This is a genomic window from Pseudomonas sp. MF7453, assembly GCF_016405455.1.
GTDB lineage: Bacteria > Pseudomonadota > Gammaproteobacteria > Pseudomonadales > Pseudomonadaceae > Aquipseudomonas > Aquipseudomonas paralactis.
This window is the reverse complement of record NZ_JAEKCN010000004.1, coordinates 52,820-72,393: the sequence shown is the minus strand read 5'-3', so window position 1 is coordinate 72,393 and position 19,574 is coordinate 52,820. Positions and strand designations below refer to the sequence as shown.

Sequence of the window (19,574 nt, the reverse complement as noted above, 5' to 3'; positions counted from 1 at the left end):
AGCCATTGCTGACTGTTGCGACTAATATCTTCAAAGTTGGCCACTCATCTCAAAAAGGCATGACTTGTGATCTCCATGCGGCAACTGCGTTACTTCGTCGAAATCGCCGACAGCGGCAGCTTCAGCGCCGCCGCCGAACGCCTGTTTGTGGCGCAGTCGGCCTTGAGCCGGCAGATCAAGGAACTGGAAAACCAGCTGCAAACCTCATTGTTCGAACGCACCGCACGCCAACCGCGGCTCACAGCTGCCGGTGAAGCGTTCTATCCACGGGCGCGCAATTTGCTGAGTGAGTTGCTCAAGGCCAGCGAAGTGGCGACCCAAGTGGGCAATGGCCAGCTTGGCACGCTGCGCCTGAGTCACTCGAGCACCGTGCCGATGAGCGGCGCGTTATTGCACGGCATCAGCACCTGGCTGGAGCGCTGCCCGGGCGTGTCGGTGGATATCGCCAAGCTCTCCTCCGAAGCCCAGTTGGAGGACATCGCCGAGGGTCGCCTGGACGTCGGCCTGCTGCGCTTGCCCGTGCTGCGCCAGCGCGACGGCGTGCGTGTGCTGCCGTTGTACACGGAGCCGTTGGTGCTGGCGGTGCCGCCGAATCATCCATTGGCACGCAGCGACGCACCGGTGGAGTTGGCGCAGCTCCAGGACCAGGCGTTTATCTCGATTCCCCACCCTCAACGTGGCGGGCTGAGTTATCTGTCGGCCGAATTGTGCATGCGTGCAGGATTTTTCCCCAAGGCCGCGCGGGTGATGTCGCGCAAGACCACACAGTTGCAATTGATCCAGGCCGGTTTCGGTATTGCCTTGTTACCAAAATCCATGCAGGACATCGCCCCCGCCAACCTGCACTTTTTGCCCCTGGCCGACCCGGACTGCCACAGCACCGTGGCCCTGGCCTGTGCGCAAGCGCCAAGCCCGTTGGTGGAGCAATTCTGTCAAACCCTGCACGAATGCCTATAAACTGCCGCCATGATTAAAGATCCTTTTGCCCGACTGGGCCTGGACCGCGAAGTCCTGACTGTCAGCCAACTCAACGGCCGCGCGCGGGTGTTGCTGGAAGACGTGTTCACCAATATCTGGGTTGAAGGCGAGATCTCCAACCTTGCCCGCCCGGCTTCCGGCCATGTGTATTTCACCCTCAAGGACAGCGGGGCTCAGGTGCGTTGTGCGCTGTTTCGTAACAACGCTGCGCGCGTACGCCAGGCGTTGAAGGACGGCCTGGCGGTGAAAGTGCGTGGCAAGGTTTCGTTGTTCGAGGGGCGTGGCGACTACCAGTTGATCCTCGATACCGTGGAACCTGCCGGCGATGGCGCGCTGCGCCTGGCCTTCGATGCATTGAAAGAGAAGCTCAGCGCCGAGGGCCTGTTCAGCGCCGAGCGCAAGGTGCCGCTGCCCGCGCACCCTCGGCGTGTCGGCATCATCAGTTCGCCGACCGGCGCGGTGATTCGCGACATCATCAGTGTGTTCCGCCGCCGAGCGCCGAACATTGAACTGACCCTGATCCCGACCGCCGTGCAGGGCCGCGAGGCGATCCCGCAGATCGTGCGGGCGCTTAAACTCGCGGATGCACGCGGCTTCGATGCGCTGATCCTGGCCCGTGGCGGCGGCTCACTGGAAGATCTCTGGTGCTTCAACGAAGAAGCCGTGGCGCGAGCGGTGGACGCCTGCGTCACGCCCATCGTCAGCGCCGTCGGCCATGAAACCGATGTGTCGATCAGCGACTTCGTGGCGGACGTGCGCGCCCCGACGCCCTCCGCCGCCGCCGAACTGCTGGCACCGGACGCCAGCCATCTGGTGCGCCAGGTAGACAACCTGCATCGGCGCCTGGTGATGCTGATGCGCAACCGCCTGAGCCACAGCCGCCTGCGCCTTGAAGGCATGGCCCGGCGCCTGCGTCACCCGGGCGAGCGATTGCGCCAACAGGCCCAGCGCCTGGATGACCTGGACATGCGGATGCGTCGCGCCTTCGAGCGCAGCCTCAATACCCGCCGTGAGCGCCTGATCCGCCTGGAAACGCGCCTGGCCGGCCAGCATCCCGGTCGCCAATTGGCGCTGCTGCGCCAGCGCCTGGACAGCCTCGCCGAACGCCTGCCCCGTGCCATGCGCGAGGGCCTGAAGGCACGACGCCTGCAACTGCAAAGCCAGGTGCAGACGTTGCAGGTGGTCAGCCCGCTGGCGACCCTGGGCCGTGGCTACAGCATCCTCTTGGACGAGCGCGGCCAGGCGATTCGCAATGCCGCACAAACCCACACCGGCCAGCGCCTGACCGCGCGCCTGGGTGAAGGCCAACTGCAAGTGCGGGTGGAAGACAATCACCTGACCCCCGTCACCCTTTCGCTACTGGATTGATTGATGCCACGTCTACTGACTTTGTTACTGCTGTGCCTGTCCATGAATGCCTACGCGGACAGCTATATCACCCGCACCTTGAACAAACCGGTACCCGGCGGTGTGGCCGTGGTCGAACTGGGGCTGTCCGCAACGGCGCCCAAAGCCACTTACCAAGGCAAACCGGTGCTGGTGGTCAAAGAGCAGGACAACTGGCTGGCGATCGTCGGCATCCCGTTGACGGTCAAGCCTGGTAACGAGCGCATCAGCAGCGGCGGGCGTAATTTGCCGTTTATTGTCGGTTACAAGAAGTACCCGGAACAGCGCATCACGCTGAAGAACAAAAGCCAGGTCAACCCTGACCCGGCCCAGCTCAAGCGCATCGAGGGCGAGTTGGCGGTGCAGCTCAAGGCTTACCGCAGTTTCAGCCCCAACCTGCCGAGCAACCTGGTGCTGGATAAACCGGTGAACGGCCCGTTGTCGAGCAAGTTCGGCGTGCGGCGCTTCTTCAACGGCGAAGAGCGCAACCCCCATTCGGGCCTGGATTTCGCCGTGCCGGCCGGTACACCGATCAAGACGCCCGCGAACGGCAAGGTGATTCTGGTTGGTAATTACTTCTTCAACGGCAACACCGTGTTCGTTGACCATGGCCAAGGCTTTATCAGCATGTTCTGCCATATGTCGAAGATCGACGTGAAGGTGGGCCAGCAGTTGGTGCGCGGCGCAGTCGTGGGCAAAGTCGGCTCGACGGGCCGTGCGACCGGGCCGCATATGCACTGGAATGTCAGCTTGAACGATGCGCGGGTAGACCCGGCAATCTTTATCGGCGCCTTTCAACCCTGAGCACCGTCCAATGCCCTGAGCGCCGGACATATCGCTACATTTGCAACCGGAACCAACCCACCGTTCCCTCTCACTTAACTGGCGACTTACAAGGACCGTAACGACAACATTTCGATTAAGTGATGAGGTTGTTTTATGTTTGCGCCAGCCAGCTCTACAGTCCAACGCCCATTGGATCAACATCACGCCTTTGCCCCTCCCGCCGAAACACCTCCCCCGCAAGAAAAAAGCCAGACCGGCCCCCGCGCAGCGCCTTCGACCTACGCACCCGCCGATCTGCCTTTACCCGACTCGCCAAGGACGCCACCTGCCACAGTCCCCCCCTCAGGCACTATCAGCCTCATAGAACAACACAACGAAGCTACCCGTTCGATACAGCAGCTCTACAAAGAGCAACCGAACTTCAAGACCTTTGTGCAGCAACAACTGGCCACACTGTTTCCTGACCACCCCCACCTTAATGCCGCCGACCTCACCTTCAAGCGTTGGCACAAGCAAAACGATGGCAGTCTAAAAACGCTGTCCGTAGAACCCCTTCTTGATGCACTGAATAAAGACATCCAGGAGCAGTTACGTAACCCCGGGGGAAAAGCAGGCGAAGACAACAACGTCCACACGGGCTTTTTCACCCAGGGCAGCGCCGGTGTGCCACCCACTCTGGTCAACTCAGCACACTCATTGCACACGCTTGCCCAGCGCATCATCCAATACGCGACAGCGCAACAGACGTTCTGGACCACACCTCGTCAAAGCCCGCAAAACCCCCAGGTGCGAACCACGCCACAGAACGAGCTATTGGCCCTGCACAAGCGGCAGCTGGCAACACTGGCCGCCGCTCGCGCCAACGATGGCACCTTGAGCCCGGCGAGCAAGCAGCTGATCGACACAGCGCTGCAATACCCCACCCTGGTCGAACGGGAAAGTGCCTTTGCTGACGGTGCACGCCCTGGGGTGTACCCGCTCACCGTGGATGACGGCACTGAACGTGGGGCACTGTTGGCGGGCGCCTTCCTCATCACCCAAACAGACGGTTCCTTCGCGACTGAACCCACATGGCCTAAAGGTCGGTCCCTGGCCCTCGACGACAGCCACGGGCCGGTGGTTCTGTATACCCCCGGGGAAGGGTTCGAGGAATTCGCCACGCCCGCCCAAGCCCGCGAAGCAGTGGCCAAGCGTCTTGATCACGGTGGGGCGGACGCCGAGTTGTTGCTGCAAACGCTGCCGCTGGCGCTGCAAAACCGGGCGGAGCAGCCTTCGGGAGATGACCTGACCCTGCGCGTCGAGCCCGTGACCGCAGATGTTATGGCAGAGGGTATCCCGTGGATGCTCAAGCGCCAGCAAGAGGAAATCAATAAGCAGCTCACCGAGACACTGACGGCCACTACGCCAAGTAACCCACTGACAGACCCGACGTCAATCCAAGCCATTGACGACGCCGCTGACTGGTCGTACCAACTGGATAGCAGCCATGCACTGCTGGCCTACCACGCCAGGCTGATCGAGAAACAACAACCAGAGTGGTTGAAAAATCTGACCCCGGCTCAAGAAGCCATCTTTCTCAACCTGGAACAGGCGGAGAAAAAAAGTACTGACGCGCTACTTCCACGGCTTCAAAAAATCCCCTCTCTTTCAGACTTCGCCCGCGACAGGATGAACGAGGCGATCAAGCAGCTGTATCCGACTGCGCAGATTGATGCCGATCAACTAAAGGTACAGGTAGACGAAACCACAACCCAGGACAACTCGACCGACTTGGTGGTTGTCGACCTGACCCTCTCAATACTGGGTAAACGCATCACTACCTCGTCAGAACAAAAACATCTTTCACTGACCGATCTGGCGCTGAAAAACCCCACCGGCTTTTTGCCCAGAAGTGTCCAGAAAAAAACCACCCTCACAATGACCCTGCCGTTGGTTGACCCAAAGGGCAATCCGATTACCGATAGCAAAGGCAAGCCGATCATACTCAATGATGAACAGCTTAAAGCCTTGATCAACACTGCGGATGTGGGAGGCCAATACGACAAGCTGCTAAAAAAAGAACTGGCACCTGATGCCCCTTCGGACCTGCGCGAGGCATGGAAATCCAACCTCAGTGATGCCATGGACAAAGAGGCGTTTCTCGCGCAACTGAGCCCTACGGCCTATAAAGAGCAGGCCGCCGAAGACAAGCGCAGCAAACGTGCAGCGCAATGGGTTGCGGCAATTCTGGACCACCCCGACCCCGCCGACCGCCCCAAAGTCGATGGCCACAGCATTATCGCCAATGCCCTGCTCGACTATGGGCAACCGATTCATGGGGTGATGGTGATTGGCAACAACGTCGATTCATCATTGGTGCTGTACACACCCAAGGCGCCCGACGGCATCGCGTTTCGCGAAGTAGCGGACCAGAAAGCAATGGACGCCTTACTGAAACAAGACGAATGGAAAGCCTATATCGCGGACAGAAAATCACCGGTCAATAAAGATGATGTGGCTAAACGCGACGAGGCCATCAGGGATATCTCCAACAATCCATTAACTGCCATGGCGCCTGACAAAGTCCTGGATATAGCGGTCAAAGAGATAAAGGTCGCGTTCGGTGGCTCGGTACTCAAACCCATACAAGGTAATGTTCAGGATCATCTGTATCAGCAAAACGTTCAGATGATAGTCGACAAGGCAGACCATCAATCCGTCAGCAGCGCGGAAGTGGCCAGGCAATCGTTCATCAATAAAGTCACGTTTGGCGCCGAAGTGGGCATGTTGTTTCTGGATTTTTTGCCAGGCGTCGGCAAGGCCGCGAGAACCGGTGCTCATCTGAGTAAAGCCGCCTTGGTTGCTTTGCGCGCCAACCGTAAACTTTTGCCCAAGCTCATAAGCAAACCCGGCCTGGCACAGACGATCTATGTTGATTTCGCACTGACTACAGCAGGTATCAAGGGTGTGCGTGCCGCGCCACTACGCCCCGTTTTCAGATCGTCGACAACGGCGCGCGCGCCATCATCAGCGAGCGCCTCCAGCAGCGGCGTAACCACCGTCGCCACGCGCCCCTCGACCAACGCTGCCACTCCAAACCGCGACCTGAGCGCCTACACCGTGCCCAATGAGGTTATCAGCGGCCGCCCCTTGCGCCCCGACGGCACTTACAATGTGGGAGATAACTGGTACGTACGCTTTACCGACAGTACCGGTACGAACAGGGTTTATCAGATCGACTCGGCATTTCACGCTCGCAGTGGACAGGTCAATATCATTGATCCCAATGCGCCGGCGACGGCATCTAGAAGCACCAGGACAGTGGCCTCCCTGCAATCGGCAGGCAACGGGGAATGGCGCATCAACCAACTGCCCGGCGGCAGGCGCGGCAGAGAACGCAGGCAATTGCATGAGTGGCCGATGAGTTACACCGATTATTTGCTCTCGGGAGGCCTCGATATAACCGCTGCAGGCGTTAACAGACGCTTTGCGACACGCTGGTTCAGAGAAGGGGCGAATGAAAGCTATGCCAATCAGGCCTTAGCGCCTACACCTCGTCCGAACATGCCTGCCATAACGCCAAACGCATCACCGGGCGAACTGGCGCGTGAGCTGCTAAGCACCTCAAACGGCATTGTATTTGGAGAGATGCACAATCAGATTGCTACCAACGTCATGCTGATCAAGAACATGCAGGCTTATGCAGATGAAGGTGTCACAACCCTTTATCTGGAAGGCGCTGAATGGAATGGGTTTACAGGTTACACAGCCGATGAAATTTCACGCATACCCCCGCAGCCCGGCAATCGTATTTATAAACCCGAGGTGCCTACGCGCGAGGATGTGCTGGTCGCCGCGCAGCAACACGGCATCAAAATCGTAGGTATCGAACATGAACATCTGACGATGCACTCAACTCGCCCCTATGACGATGACGTTGCCAACCTTCGGCATACCACTGACCGGTTGCGAGAGTTCAACTACTTCGCCAGCAAGGTTATTCAGCGCACCCCGCCAGGGGAAAAGTGGATCGCCGTGGTGGGTAGAAGGCATATGAACACCACCCAGGGCGTGCCCGGCATTGCCGAACAAACCGGGGCCATCAGCGTGGGTGTATACGACGCAACGCCCGGCGCCAGCAGTGTCGCCGTCAAGCATACCGGCCCGCGTCCGGCGCCTGAAAAACGGTTCGCCGCCGATGCAACGGTGGGAGACTACCAAGTCCACCAAAACGTTGACCCCTACCTTAAAACGCTTTGAACGACCTGATAACGGCGCGCTGACACGAGCAGCGCGCCTCGCCGAACACGACTTTGGAGCAGGTTGTTGCGCACCTCTTACAATTTCGCCAGGAACCATCCGACATCCAGCACTCACCTATCTCATAACTTACACGGAGCGTAATGAGCACGACCTGACCAGTGGAAATTTAAAACCTGTGAGACTCACTCTATGTTCTCTCCTGCCCAAGCGTTGGCAGCACGACTCCAACAACAAACCCTGAGCACTTCCGCAGTCACCGCCTCCTCCTCTTCACCCACAAATTCCGGTACGACACCCGAGCTAACGCCCGCCCCCACCTACGCTCCCGACACGCCCCCTGTCCCCACTTCACCCGGCATCGCCAGAGCGCAAATGCGTTACCCCAAGCTGGAGAAACACTTCAAACCCAGCAAGCAGTTAGCCTACACCGTTGAACACGGCCTGTTGACGCAGGACATGCAGCGCCTGCACAACCAACAGCCGAGCTTCAAGACCTTCATACAGGCGCAACTTGAACACGCATTTCCCGACGTCAGGCCTCTGAATGCCGAGACAATGAGCGTCAATCGTTACCGCGTTGACGGCGATCGGGAATCACTGGCGTCGTCCGAACCGTTGATGACCGCCCTGGCCAAGACGGTTCAAGATATCCTGGCCAATCCCAACAAGCTGATGCGTCCTGAACGCGACATAAAGGTCGAATTCACTCATCGCACTAGCCTGGCCGACCTGGCAATGCCAGCCGCCACCGCAGGCACATTGCACAGCATCGCCCGCAGCATCGCCACGCAATACCCGCAGGCAATTGAACAGTACTGGAACACCCCCAGCCCGGTTCATGAAGACCCGCGCAAGCACGAGTCGCCCCTGAATCAACTGCTGACGTTGCACAAACGCCAATTGTCGAGCCTGGCCGCCCTGCGCTTCAGTGATCAAACCCTGAGTGCAGAGAGCAAAGCCCTGATCGACGACGCGCTGCGATACCCCACCCTGGATGCCCGTGAAAAAAAATTCGCCCATGGTGATCGCCTGGGCGTGTACCCCATCACAATCGATGACCAAACCGAGCGCGGAGCGATGCTGGCGGGTGCGTTTCTCATCACCAAAAGCGACGGCTCACATGCCACATCGCCTACATGGCCAAATGGGCGCGCCCTTGAGCTCAACGACACCAATGGCCCCGTCGTGTTGTACACACCCGGCGAAGGATTCGAAGAGTTTGCAACACCCGCGCAGGCACGCCAGGCGTTGGCCGACCGGCTGGACCAAGGCGGCACTCAGGCCGAGCTGCTGTTACAAACCCTGGCACCCTCCCTGCAAAACAGAGCCGATGGTTTTTCCGGCGATGACCTGATGCGCAGCGTCTTGCCGTCGTCCGGGGATGTGTTGGCAGAAGCTGTGCCCTGGATGCTCAGGCGCCAGCAAGCAGAAATCAATGCGGGTTTGGGCAAAGCCTTGGCGCCAGGCAATACCCTCAACCCTTTGCTCGACAGCACATCACTGCAAGCCATAGATAATGCCGCTGACTGGTCGTATCTGCTCGATGGCAGCAATGCGATGCTGGCCCGAGATGCGAAACTGGCTGACAAAAACCAACCCGAGTGGCTGAAGAACCTGACCCCGGTGCAGGAAACCGTGTTTTCGCATTTGGAACGCGTGCAAGACAAAAGTCTGGATACGCTGGCGCCGCTGCTCGAAAAAATCCCGTCCCTGGGAGCCTTCTCCCGCGACAGACTGAATGCGGCCATCAACCAGCAGTACCCGAACGCGAAAGTCGATGCTGATCAGTTAAAGGTGCAGGTACACACTCGTACCGGTATCCACGGGGGGCGGGGCACTGGCGAGCCCCTTTATTCCAAACAGGACTCCGTCTCTCTGACCGACTTGGCGTTGAACAATCCCAGTGGCTTTCCAGCCATAGAGAGAGGCAAGTTTTCCGATATAAAAATGACCTTGCGGCTGCTGGACACCCAAGGCGAGCCCGTCCTGGACTTGGCCGGCAAGCCGGTTACCCTGGACACCGACGACCTTAAAAAACTGGTCAATGACACCGATGTCGGCGGCGAGTACACCAAACTGCTTAAACGGGAAATGGCCACGGACACCGAGTCGGGCAGCGCTGCGCAATTGCGTACAGCGTGGAAAGCCAGCCTGGAAGGCGCCATGTTCAAAGAGGCGTTTTTGGCCGAGCTCAATCCCGACGCTTACAAGGAACAAGCCCACGAAAACACCACCACCAAGCGCGCGGCGCAGTGGGTTGACGCGGTAATGGAGCACCCCGATCCCGCTACACGCCCCCAGGTCGATGGAAAAAACATTGTCGCCAACAGCCTTGTCCACCGAGGGTTGGCGGTGCAAGGCGTGATGGTGATCGGCAATCAGACGGACTCGTCGCTGGTGCTTTACACCCCCAAGGCTCCCGACGGCATCACCTTTCGTGAAGTGGCGGACCATAACGCCCTGGACACCCTTCTGGCTAAAGGCGAATGGGCGTCCTATATCGCGAAAAGGAAATCACCCGTCAGTAAAGATGACATCGCGCAATTTATGGACGCGCTTAAAAGCACGGCGTACAACCCCTCGAACCTGATCTCCCCCGAACTGATAATTTCATCGGTCAAGCTATTGGGCAGTGCGATAAGCCTGAAAGCCATCGATGGCGACGTTCAAGATCATCTGTACAAACAACACGTACAGATGGTGATCGACCGAGCTGATCATCAATCCGTCAGCAGTGCGGAAGTGGCAAAGCAATCCACCCTCAACAAAATCGAGTTCGGCATTGAAGTGGCCTTGATCTTTGCGGACCTGATACCTGTGGTCGGCAAAGGTGTGTCCACAGGTGTTCGCCTGGGCAAAGCCGGTGTGACTGCGCTGCGCGCCAATAGCAGAATATTGCCGCACCTGATCAAAAAACCGGGCTTGGCACGGGCGATCTACAGTGATTTCAGCCTGGCGGCCTCAGGCATTACCAATCTTCGCGCCGCACCGATGCGGCCGGTATTGCGACCCACCGGTCTGTCCGGCCCGCTTGCACCGCGCTCGGGTCCCAGAGCGTTGCCGGCGCCCCCCAACCCACCTCTGGCAGGTGCGTCCACCAGCAGCGGTATCAGCACCATCGCTACGCGCCCTTCGACCACCGCCGCGCTGCCAAACCGCGACCTGAGTGCCTACACCGTGCCGAACGAGGTCATCAGCGAGCAGCGCCTGAGGCCCGACGGCACTTATAACGTGGGGGACAGTTGGTATGTGCGCTATACCGACAGTACGGGTACGAACCGGGTTTATCAGATCGACTCGGTATTTCATGCGCGCAACGGGCAGGTCAATATCATCGATCCCAATGCCCCACCGACGGCGCCACGGGGCAGCAGAATCGTGGCGTCCCTGCAATCGGCTGGGAACGGAGAGTGGCGGTTGAGTGAATTACCTGGAGGAAGAGGAAAAAGGGGCAGAACTGCACCACCTTCCGATGAGTATGTGGACCGCATGCTCTCGGGGACGGCAACTGAAGACATTACCGGGGGACCGACAGTCAGCAGACCACTAAGGCGATGGTTCACACGCGATGTGAATAACTACTACAACGACCTGGCAACTAACGGGTTACCTGCACGGCCAACCATGCCAATAATGACGATCAACAGCGCACCTGAAGAGGCCATTCGAAACACCCTCTCTCAACCAGGTGTACGTGGTTTAGTGGTTGGAGAATTGCATGACGAACCAGCCGCTTTTCAATTGGTTATCGATCAGATGAAAAGCTTGGCAGATTGCGGTGTCACGACCCTTTACCTTGAGGGCGCCATTTATCCGCCAAGCTTTACAGGCGTAAACCATGCGGACGTACTACCTTCCGAAGCGCACTATCTGATCGATCGCGCCTATCGCCAGGAATTCAGTGGCGGCCCGACCATGGCGGACGTCATCAGCGAAGCAAACAAGCATGGAATAAATGTGGTAGGCATCGAACACCCGCTATTGACTTCCCATGCGGATAATTATGCAGACTGGCAACGTAGACCGACTAAATTTTTCGAACGACTGAGAGAACTTAACTACTTCGCAACCCGTATCATTGAAAAACTCCCAGCGGGAGAAAAATACGTTGCGTTAGTAGGAAACGCGCACATGAATACTTACTGGGGGGTCCCAGGTATTGCTGAATTAACCGGCGGGGTCGGGATATCCGTAACCCCGACCCTGAAAGGCGGCTCAAGCCTCGTCAGTCAACCGCCTAATACTCCACCTCCGCCGTTGAAATTCATGCATGGCACGAACATATATGACACTCCGGGAGACATTAATATTGCCTACAACATCGACTCACTGACCGTTTGATCGCCTCGTGAGAGGAACGCTATGCAGCCAGCCGCTGCATAGCCGACCATTGCGCAATAGAAAACACATCAAGCACAAAAAAACAAAAAACATTAAATTAACGCAATAAAAAATCTCAAAAGTGCAAAAAAATAGAAATCCTCTCAATTTTTTCTGATTACTTGCCATCCTCCCGCCCCGCGGTTAGGGTTGAATGCATGAAAACCTCACACACCCTCATTCAGCTCCGCCAGCACCGCAGCCTGTGCCTCGTCAGCGCACGACTGCCAGGCTGAATCGATCTGCCTCGTCTTTAAGCTTTATCCCCAATAACAGTTCCACGGCAGGCCGCCTTTTCTCGGCCCCTACAACAAAGGATTTCCCGATGAGCATGCTCAAAGACCCGTCTTCGAAGTACCGTGCGTTCCCGACCATCGATATCCCGGACCGCACCTGGCCATCGAAGACCATCACTCAGGCGCCGATCTGGTGCAGCTCCGACTTGCGTGATGGCAACCAGTCGCTGATCGAACCGATGGACGCCGCGAAAAAGCTGCGTTTCTGGAAGACCCTGGTCGCCGTCGGCGTGAAGGAAATCGAAGCGTCGTTCCCGGCCGCGTCGCAAACCGACTTCGATTTCGTGCGCACCCTGATCGAAGACAACCACATCCCCGAGGACACCACCATCCAGGTGCTGACCCAGGGCCGTGAAGACTTGATTGCGCGCACCTTTGAATCCCTGCGCGGCGCCAAGAAAGCCATCGTGCACTTGTACAACGCCACGTCGCCGTCGTTCCGCCGCATTGTGTTCAACCAAGACAAGGACGGCATCAAGGCGATCGCCGTCAACGCGGCCAAGCTGTTCGTCAAATACGCCGCCCAACAGCCGGAAACCCAGTGGACTTTCGAATACTCCCCGGAGACGTTCAGCGCCACTGAGCTGGAGTTCGCCAAGGAAGTCTGCGACGCCGTGATCGAGGTCTGGAACCCGACGCCCGAGCACAAGATGATCCTCAACCTCCCGGCCACCGTTGAATGCGCCACGCCGAACATCTATGCCGACCAGATCGAGTGGTTCGGTCGCCATATCAACCGTCGTGACAGCGTGATCATCAGCCTGCACACCCACAACGACCGTGGCACCGGCGTAGCCGCTACCGAACTGGGCCTGATGGCCGGCGCCGACCGTGTCGAAGGCTGCCTGTTCGGCAATGGCGAGCGTACCGGCAACGTCGACCTGGTGACCGTGGCACTGAACATGTACACCCAGGGCCTGGACCCGCAACTGGACTTCTCCGATATCGACGGCGTGCGCAAAGTCGTCGAAGAGTGCAACCAGATCCAGGTGCATCCGCGTCACCCCTATGTGGGCGACCTGGTGCATACCGCGTTCTCCGGTTCCCACCAGGACGCGATCCGCAAAGGCTTCTCCCAGCAGAAAGACGATGCGTTGTGGGAAGTGCCGTACTTGCCGATCGACCCGGCCGACATTGGCCGCAGCTACGAGGCGGTGATTCGTGTGAACAGCCAGTCAGGCAAAGGCGGTATCGCCTACCTGCTGGAACAGGAATACGACATCAGCTTGCCGCGTCGTATGCAGATCGAGTTCAGCCAGGTGGTACAGGCCGAAACCGACCGCGTGGGCCTGGAAATGACTGCGCCGCAGATCTACGCCTTGCTGCAGCGTGAATACCTGCAAGCCAACACCCCGTACGCGCTGGTCAGCCATCGCTTGCAGGAAGAAAACGGCAACAGCTTTGTCGAGGTCGAAGTTTCCGGCAAGGGTCAGGGCGAAACCAACCTGCACTGGAAAGGCAAAGGCAACGGCGCGCTGGAAGCCTTGGTGGCCGGCCTGCCGATTGGCGTGGAGATCATGGACTACAACGAACACGCCATCGGCGCGGGCACCAATGCCAAGGCCGCAGCCTACATTGAACTGCGCGTGAACGGCGAGCGTCCGGTGCATGGCGTGGGTATCGATGAAAACATCACCACCGCCAGCTTCAAGGCGCTGTTCAGTGCGCTGAACCGCTCGCTGAGCCAGTTGGAAGCCAAAGCGGCGTAACCGGCTGCTGAAATGCAGAAGGCCCCTGGGTGTGAATCCAGGGGCCTTTTTGTTTGGCGTCAGAGTTGTAGTGTTTGTGGGGCCTTCATCGCGGGCAAGCCCGGCTCCCACGTTTGGACTGCAGTTTTTCAGGTAACTCCAATCAACTGTGGGAGCGGGCTTGCCCGCGATGACGCCCTTGCAGGCGACAGATAAGCCTCAGACAAACTGAAAGCTATCGGCATCCAGGTTCGCCGGGAATCGTGTACGGTAAGCCGCCAGCTCCGCCGCATCCAGGATCACCTGGAACACCCCATCCGCCTCCCCCGCACTGAGCAAGGTTTCACCCTGGAAATCCAGCACTTGGCTGTCACCTGTATAGGCAAAGCCCTTCCCATCCGTGCCGACGCGATTCACCGCCGCCACGTAACACAGATTCTCAATGGCCCGCGCCGGCAACAGGCGGTTCCAATGCTGACGCCGCGCACCTGGCCAGTTGGCGGTGTACAGCAGCAAGTCGGTGTCCTGGGCATCACGGCTCCATACCGGGAAGCGCAGGTCGTAGCAAATCAGCGGGCGGACGCGCCAACCTTTCAACTCAAACAACACCTGGCGCTCGCCGGGGGTGTAGTGATCGTGCTCACCGGCCATGCGGAACAGGTGACGCTTGTCGTAATGCAGCACCTCGCCATCCGGCCTCGCCCACAACAGGCGGTTGCGGTGGCTGCCGTCGGCGGCCTGGATAATCACGCTGCCGGTGATCACAGCGTTGTATTTGGCTGCCTGCGCCTGGAGCCAGTGATGGGTCGGGCCGTGTTCCGGCTCGGCAAGGGCGGCCGATTCCATGGAGAAACCGGTGGTGAACATTTCCGGCAGCACAATCAGGTCAGCGCCGGTGGCCTGCTCAAGCAGCAGCTCAAAATGTTCAAGATTAGCCTGACGGTCATGCCACACCAGGCTGGTCTGGATCAGGGCGATATTCAGGTTGGGCAGTGCACTCAGATCACGCATAGTTTTTCGGCTGCGTGTTGCAGCGTCTCCTCGCGTTTGGCAAAGCACAGACGCACCAGGCGCTGGCCTTGGGGTGGGTGCTGGTAGAACACCGAGACCGGTATCGTCGCCACCCCGTGTGCGCGGGTCATCCACAGGGACATGGCGACGTCATCCAGGTCTGGGCGAATCTGCGAGTAATCCACCAGTTGGAAGTAAGTGCCGCTCACCCGGGTAAAACTGAAGCGGGACGGCGCCAGCAGGTCGCAAAACAGGTCGCGCTTGGCCTGATAAAAGGCCGGCAGTTCTTCGACATGCTCCGGGTGTTCGGCCATGAAGTCAGCCAAAGCGTACTGCAAAGGGGTTACGCCGCAAAAGTTGACATATTGATGCACCTTGCGCAGTTCAGCCGTCAGGGCTGGCGGCGCGACCACGTAACCGGTTTTCCAGCCGGTCACGTGATAGGTCTTGCCGAAGGAGCTGACCACGAAGGCGCGCTGATACAGCTCCTGATGGGCCAATACGCTGACATGGGCCACACCATCGAATACCAGGTGTTCGTAAACCTCATCGCTGATCAGGTAAATATCACGGTCGCGGATCAGTTCGGCCAACTGGTCCAGCTCGGCGCGGCTGATCAGCGCGCCAGTCGGGTTATGTGGCGAGTTGATGATAATCATGCGGGTGCGCGGTGACAGCGCCGCCTTGATCCTCTCGAAGTCGAGGGCAAAGCCGTCCAGGCTCAGTTGCACATGCACACAACGACCACCGGCCAGCTCCACCGAGGGCTCATAGCTGTCGTAGCTGGGGTCGAACACGATGACTTCATCGCCATGACGAATCACCGCCTGAATCGCGCAGAAGATCGCCTCCGTGGCACCAGGGGTGATGGTCACCTCGCTGTCCGCATTGACCGTAGCGCCATAACTGCGAGCGATCTTGGCGGCCACCTGCTGACGCAGCACGGGCAAGCCTGTCATGGGCGCGTATTGGTTGTGACCCAGGGCAATATGCTTGCCTACTGCGTCGAGCAAACCTTGCGGGCCATTGAAGTCCGGGAAACCCTGGGACAGGTTGAGCGCGCCGGTTTCAGCGGCGAGTTGCGACATAGTGGTGAAAATGGTCGTGCCGACGTTTGGCAGCTTACTGGTGATCATCGGAGGCCCCTGCAGGTGAGCCCCAAGTTTTAAGCCGCCAATTGCATCGGGTCAAGGCACAAACGGCCGCGCACAAAAAAGGGCTCCAAAGGAGCCCTCTCTTGCAGCGTGTCGCTTACAACGCAAAGCTGCCGTTATTTCTTGTCACGGCGCTTCTTGTCGGCCTTCTTGTGGTGAGTCATCAAACGACGCTTCTTGTTCACCTGACGGTCGGTCAGTGTGTTCTTGTTGCCTTCGTATGGGTTCTCGCCACCCTTGAACTCGATACGGATCGGCGTACCGACCAGTTTCAAGACACGGCGGTAGGTGTTTTCCAGGTAACGGACGTAGGACTTGGGAACCTTCTCGATCTGGTTACCGTGGATCACGATAATCGGCGGGTTGGCACCACCCAAGTGGGCGTAACGCAGCTTGATCCGACGGTTGTTGACCATCGGCGGTGCGTGCTCGCCCACTGCGTCTTCAAGGATCTGAGTCAGGCGGTTGGTCGGCCAGCGGGTAACCGCAGACTTGAACGAGTTCTGGACCGAGGCGTAGAGGTTGCCCACGCCGGTGCCGTGCAGTGCCGAGATAAAGTGGATATCGGCGAACTCAACGAAGAACAGCCGACGCTGCAGCTCGATTTTGACGAAATCGCGCTCGCTCGGCGTCATGCCGTCCCACTTGTTGATCGCGATCACCAGGGCTCGACCGGCTTCCAGGGCAAAGCCCAGCAAGTTGAGGTCGTGGTCCACCACGCCTTCGCGGGCGTCCATCACGAAGATCACCACGTTGGCGTCTTTGATCGCTTGCAGGGTTTTGACCACGGAGAACTTTTCAACTTCTTCGTGGATCTTGCCGCGCTTGCGCACACCAGCGGTGTCGATCAGCGTGTACTTCTCGTCGTTACGCTCGAACGGGATGTAAATACTGTCGCGCGTGGTGCCGGGCTGGTCGTAGACGATGACGCGGTCTTCACCGAGCATACGGTTGACCAGGGTCGACTTGCCGACGTTCGGGCGGCCAATGATAGCGATCTTGATACCGTCTTTTTCGCTCGGGCCAGGAATGCGCTTGGCTTCCTCGCCTTCAGCGACGATCTCTTCCTCGCCTTCTTCTTCGTCGACATCATCCTTGGGGAAGTCGCGCAGGGCGATTTCCAGCATCTGGGTGATACCGCGACCGTGGGCACCGGCGACCGGGATCGCGTCGCCCAGACCCATCGGGCTGAATTCGGCACGGGCCGCCTCAGGATCGATGTTGTCGATCTTGTTGGCGACCAGATAGGAACGCTTGTTGCGCTTGCGCAGGTGCTCGCCAATCATCTGGTCAGCGGCGGTATAGCCCGCGCGGGCGTCCACCAGGAACAACACGACATCGGCTTCTTCAATGGCCAGCAGCGACTGCTCGGCCATTTTTTCGTCCATGCCATGCTCGTCACCGGAGATACCACCGGTGTCGACAATAATGTAGGAGCGCCCTTGCCACTTTGCCTCACCGTATTGGCGATCACGGGTCAGACCGGACAAGTCGCCGACAATGGCGTCGCGAGTCCTGGTCAGGCGGTTGAACAAGGTGGACTTGCCGACGTTAGGTCGGCCCACCAGGGCGATTACGGGAACCATGCGGCTCTCCACTTCGTTATTTCAGAAAATACAAAAGCCGCTGCAGGGCAGCGGCTGGTGCTCGGGGCGGCATTTAACATGCCACATGCCCTGCTTCTGCCCCCGCCACTGTAGGAGCGAGCTTGCTCGCGAAAAAACCGAGAACGACGCGTTTATGCAGAAAACCCGCGTTATCGTTGACGTCCTTCGCGAGCAAGCTCGCTCCTACAGCAACAGGCCTTGAAACAGGGCCGCCTGGGGGTTACCCCAAGCATAGTCAAACCTTTACTTGATGGTCAGGGCTTCCAGCTTGCCGCCGTTGCCATACACATAAAGCATGTTACCCACCACCAGCGGACGCGCACGCAGGCCGTCGCTGTCGATACGCTGGCGACCAACAAAGCGACCATCCACCTGGCTCAGCAGGTGCAGGTAACCTTCAAAGTCACCGACCGCTACGTAGCTGGAAAAGACTTCCGGTGCCGACAGTTGACGGCGAGCCAGCGAGTCGTTGCTCCACAGTGCAGTGGTGGAACGCTCATCGACACTTTCAACGGTGCCGGATGCCAGGCTCACATAGACGCTGCCAAACCCTTGGGCGACACCCGCATAACTGGAAGCATCACGCTGCCAGTTGATGCGACCGCTTTGCAGGTCCAACGCGGCAACACGACCCTGATAGGTGGCGACGTAGATCGTTTCACCCGACAGCAGCAAGCCGCCGTCGATGTCTACAACGCGATCCAGTTCGGAACGACCTTGCGGAATGGCCACACGGGTTTCCCAGGCCGGCACGCCGTTCTGGGTATTCAAGGCAACCACTTTACCGGTCGACAGGCCAGCCACGGCGAAGTTGTTGGTCACAATCGGACCACTGGTACCACGCAGCGTCAACACCGCCGGGGTGCTGTCGTACAACCAGCGCTGGTCGCCAGTGGAGGCCTCCAGGCCGATCACGCGGTCGTCCTGGGTTTGCACCACAACGACATCGCCGTTGGTCGCCGGTGCCGAGAGCACTTCACTGGTCACGCGAGCGCGCCATTTCTCTTCGCCGGTGCTGGAGTCGAGTGCGACCACATCACCTTTGAGCGTGCCGATCAACACCATGCCGTAGCCGACACCCACACCGCCGGAAACCGGCAGTTCGAGGTCTTTCTTCCACTTGACGTCGCCGCTCATGCGATCCATGGCAACCACGACGCCAGTGGAATCAGTGGCCACGATGTTGTCGCCGTCGATCGCCGGCTGCAACAGGTTGTAGAGGTCGCCCTGCCCATCACCAATGGATTGGCTCCATTGTTTTTGCAGGACTACTTCTTCCTTGAAGCTGGTCAGCTCGGCAGGAGGCAGTTCTTTTTTGCTGTTGCTGCTGCAACCCGCGGCCAAAACGGCCAGAGCCAGCAATGCTGCATGTTTCCAACGGATCACGTCACGCATCCCCTTTGGCCAAGTCGTCGAGCTTGATTTGTAAGCCACCGACCGCCGCTTCATCAGACAGCGCCGCCTTGGCTTTTTGGTACGCAGCATGGGCTTCGTCGGTACGACCCAATTGGACCAACAGGTCGCCCTTGAGCTCTTCGCGAGTGGCCACGAATGCCTTGTCAGCATCGCCGTCGAGCAGTTTGAGTGCTTCGTCAGCCTTGTTCTGTGCCGCCAATACCTGTGCCAGACGCTGACGTGCGATTTCACCCAGGGTCGGGTTGGTCGGTTTGTCGGCAATGGCCTTCAGTTCGGTGGCGGCGTCATCCAGCTTGCCGGTATCGACCGCGACTTTAGCGACGAACAGGCTGCCGTACTGGGCATAGGTGCTACCGCCGAATTCGTTTTTCAGCTTGCCGGCCAGGTCTGCCACCTGCGCAGGGTCAGGCTTGCCGTCCGGCGTCAGGGTAGTTTCCAGCAATTGCTGATAAACGATCGAGGCACCCTGGGATTGGTTGGCCTGATACTTGGTCCAGGCTTGCCAGCCGAACACCACCACTAAAGCCAGCAGGCCGCCAGTGACCAGGGGCTTGCCGTTACGCTGCCACCAGTCCTTGAACTCGGCCAGTTGCTCATCATCAGTACTCGACACCCCAATACTCCTTAATC

Annotated in this window: 11 protein-coding genes; 6 read left to right on the top strand and 5 right to left on the bottom strand. The window is 58.7% G+C overall.

Annotation, left to right across the window (positions count from 1 at the left end; all coding sequences use genetic code 11):
• Positions 1 to 66 precede the first annotated feature (66 nt).
• The 6 genes from JFT63_RS08180 to leuA all read left to right on the top strand — a co-directional run bounded on the left by JFT63_RS08180 (position 67) and on the right by leuA (position 13,777).
• Complete coding sequence (locus JFT63_RS08180; RefSeq protein WP_198843753.1) at positions 67 to 957, top strand: LysR family transcriptional regulator; 891 nt, start codon at positions 67 to 69, stop codon at positions 955 to 957.
• A 9-nt stretch (positions 958 to 966) separates the two neighbouring features.
• Positions 967 to 2,346, top strand: coding sequence for an exodeoxyribonuclease VII large subunit (xseA, locus tag JFT63_RS08175; RefSeq protein ID WP_057703908.1), 1,380 nt, complete (start codon positions 967 to 969; stop codon positions 2,344 to 2,346).
• Positions 2,347 to 2,349: 3 nt separating this feature from the next.
• The gene (locus JFT63_RS08170; protein WP_198843752.1) at positions 2,350 to 3,168 is read left to right on the top strand and encodes a M23 family metallopeptidase; all 819 of its coding nucleotides are present in this window, start codon (positions 2,350 to 2,352) and stop codon (positions 3,166 to 3,168) included.
• A 135-nt stretch (positions 3,169 to 3,303) separates the two neighbouring features.
• Positions 3,304 to 7,389, top strand: coding sequence for a dermonecrotic toxin domain-containing protein (locus tag JFT63_RS08165; RefSeq protein ID WP_198843751.1), 4,086 nt, complete (start codon positions 3,304 to 3,306; stop codon positions 7,387 to 7,389).
• 375 nt (positions 7,390 to 7,764) lie between these two features.
• Positions 7,765 to 11,733, top strand: coding sequence for a membrane-targeted effector domain-containing toxin (locus tag JFT63_RS08160; RefSeq protein ID WP_233102254.1), 3,969 nt, complete (start codon positions 7,765 to 7,767; stop codon positions 11,731 to 11,733).
• A gap of 364 nt (positions 11,734 to 12,097) precedes the next feature.
• Positions 12,098 to 13,777: a 2-isopropylmalate synthase gene (leuA, locus tag JFT63_RS08155; RefSeq protein ID WP_057703912.1), complete on the top strand. Its 1,680-nt coding sequence runs from the start codon at positions 12,098 to 12,100 to the stop codon at positions 13,775 to 13,777.
• A 198-nt stretch (positions 13,778 to 13,975) separates the two neighbouring features.
• Here the strand turns inward: leuA and JFT63_RS08150 are convergent, their stop codons facing one another.
• The 5 genes from JFT63_RS08150 to JFT63_RS08130 all read right to left on the bottom strand — a co-directional run bounded on the left by JFT63_RS08150 (position 13,976) and on the right by JFT63_RS08130 (position 19,557).
• The gene (locus JFT63_RS08150; protein WP_057703913.1) at positions 13,976 to 14,767 is read right to left on the bottom strand and encodes an amidohydrolase; all 792 of its coding nucleotides are present in this window, start codon (positions 14,765 to 14,767) and stop codon (positions 13,976 to 13,978) included.
• Positions 14,755 to 15,903: a pyridoxal phosphate-dependent aminotransferase gene (locus JFT63_RS08145; protein WP_198843749.1), complete on the bottom strand. Its 1,149-nt coding sequence runs from the start codon at positions 15,901 to 15,903 to the stop codon at positions 14,755 to 14,757. The genes JFT63_RS08150 and JFT63_RS08145 overlap by 13 nt, the downstream gene beginning before the upstream one ends.
• Before the next feature lie 134 nt (positions 15,904 to 16,037).
• Positions 16,038 to 17,507, bottom strand: coding sequence for a ribosome biogenesis GTPase Der (der, locus tag JFT63_RS08140; protein ID WP_057703915.1), 1,470 nt, complete (start codon positions 17,505 to 17,507; stop codon positions 16,038 to 16,040).
• Positions 17,508 to 17,771: 264 nt separating this feature from the next.
• Entirely contained in the window at positions 17,772 to 18,923 is a 1,152-nt protein-coding gene (bamB, locus tag JFT63_RS08135) for an outer membrane protein assembly factor BamB (RefSeq protein WP_198843748.1), read from the bottom strand.
• Positions 18,916 to 19,557, bottom strand: a complete 642-nt coding sequence (locus JFT63_RS08130; RefSeq protein ID WP_003194010.1) for a YfgM family protein — start codon at positions 19,555 to 19,557, stop codon at positions 18,916 to 18,918. The genes bamB and JFT63_RS08130 overlap by 8 nt, the downstream gene beginning before the upstream one ends.
• Between the last annotated feature and the right edge of the window lie 17 nt (positions 19,558 to 19,574).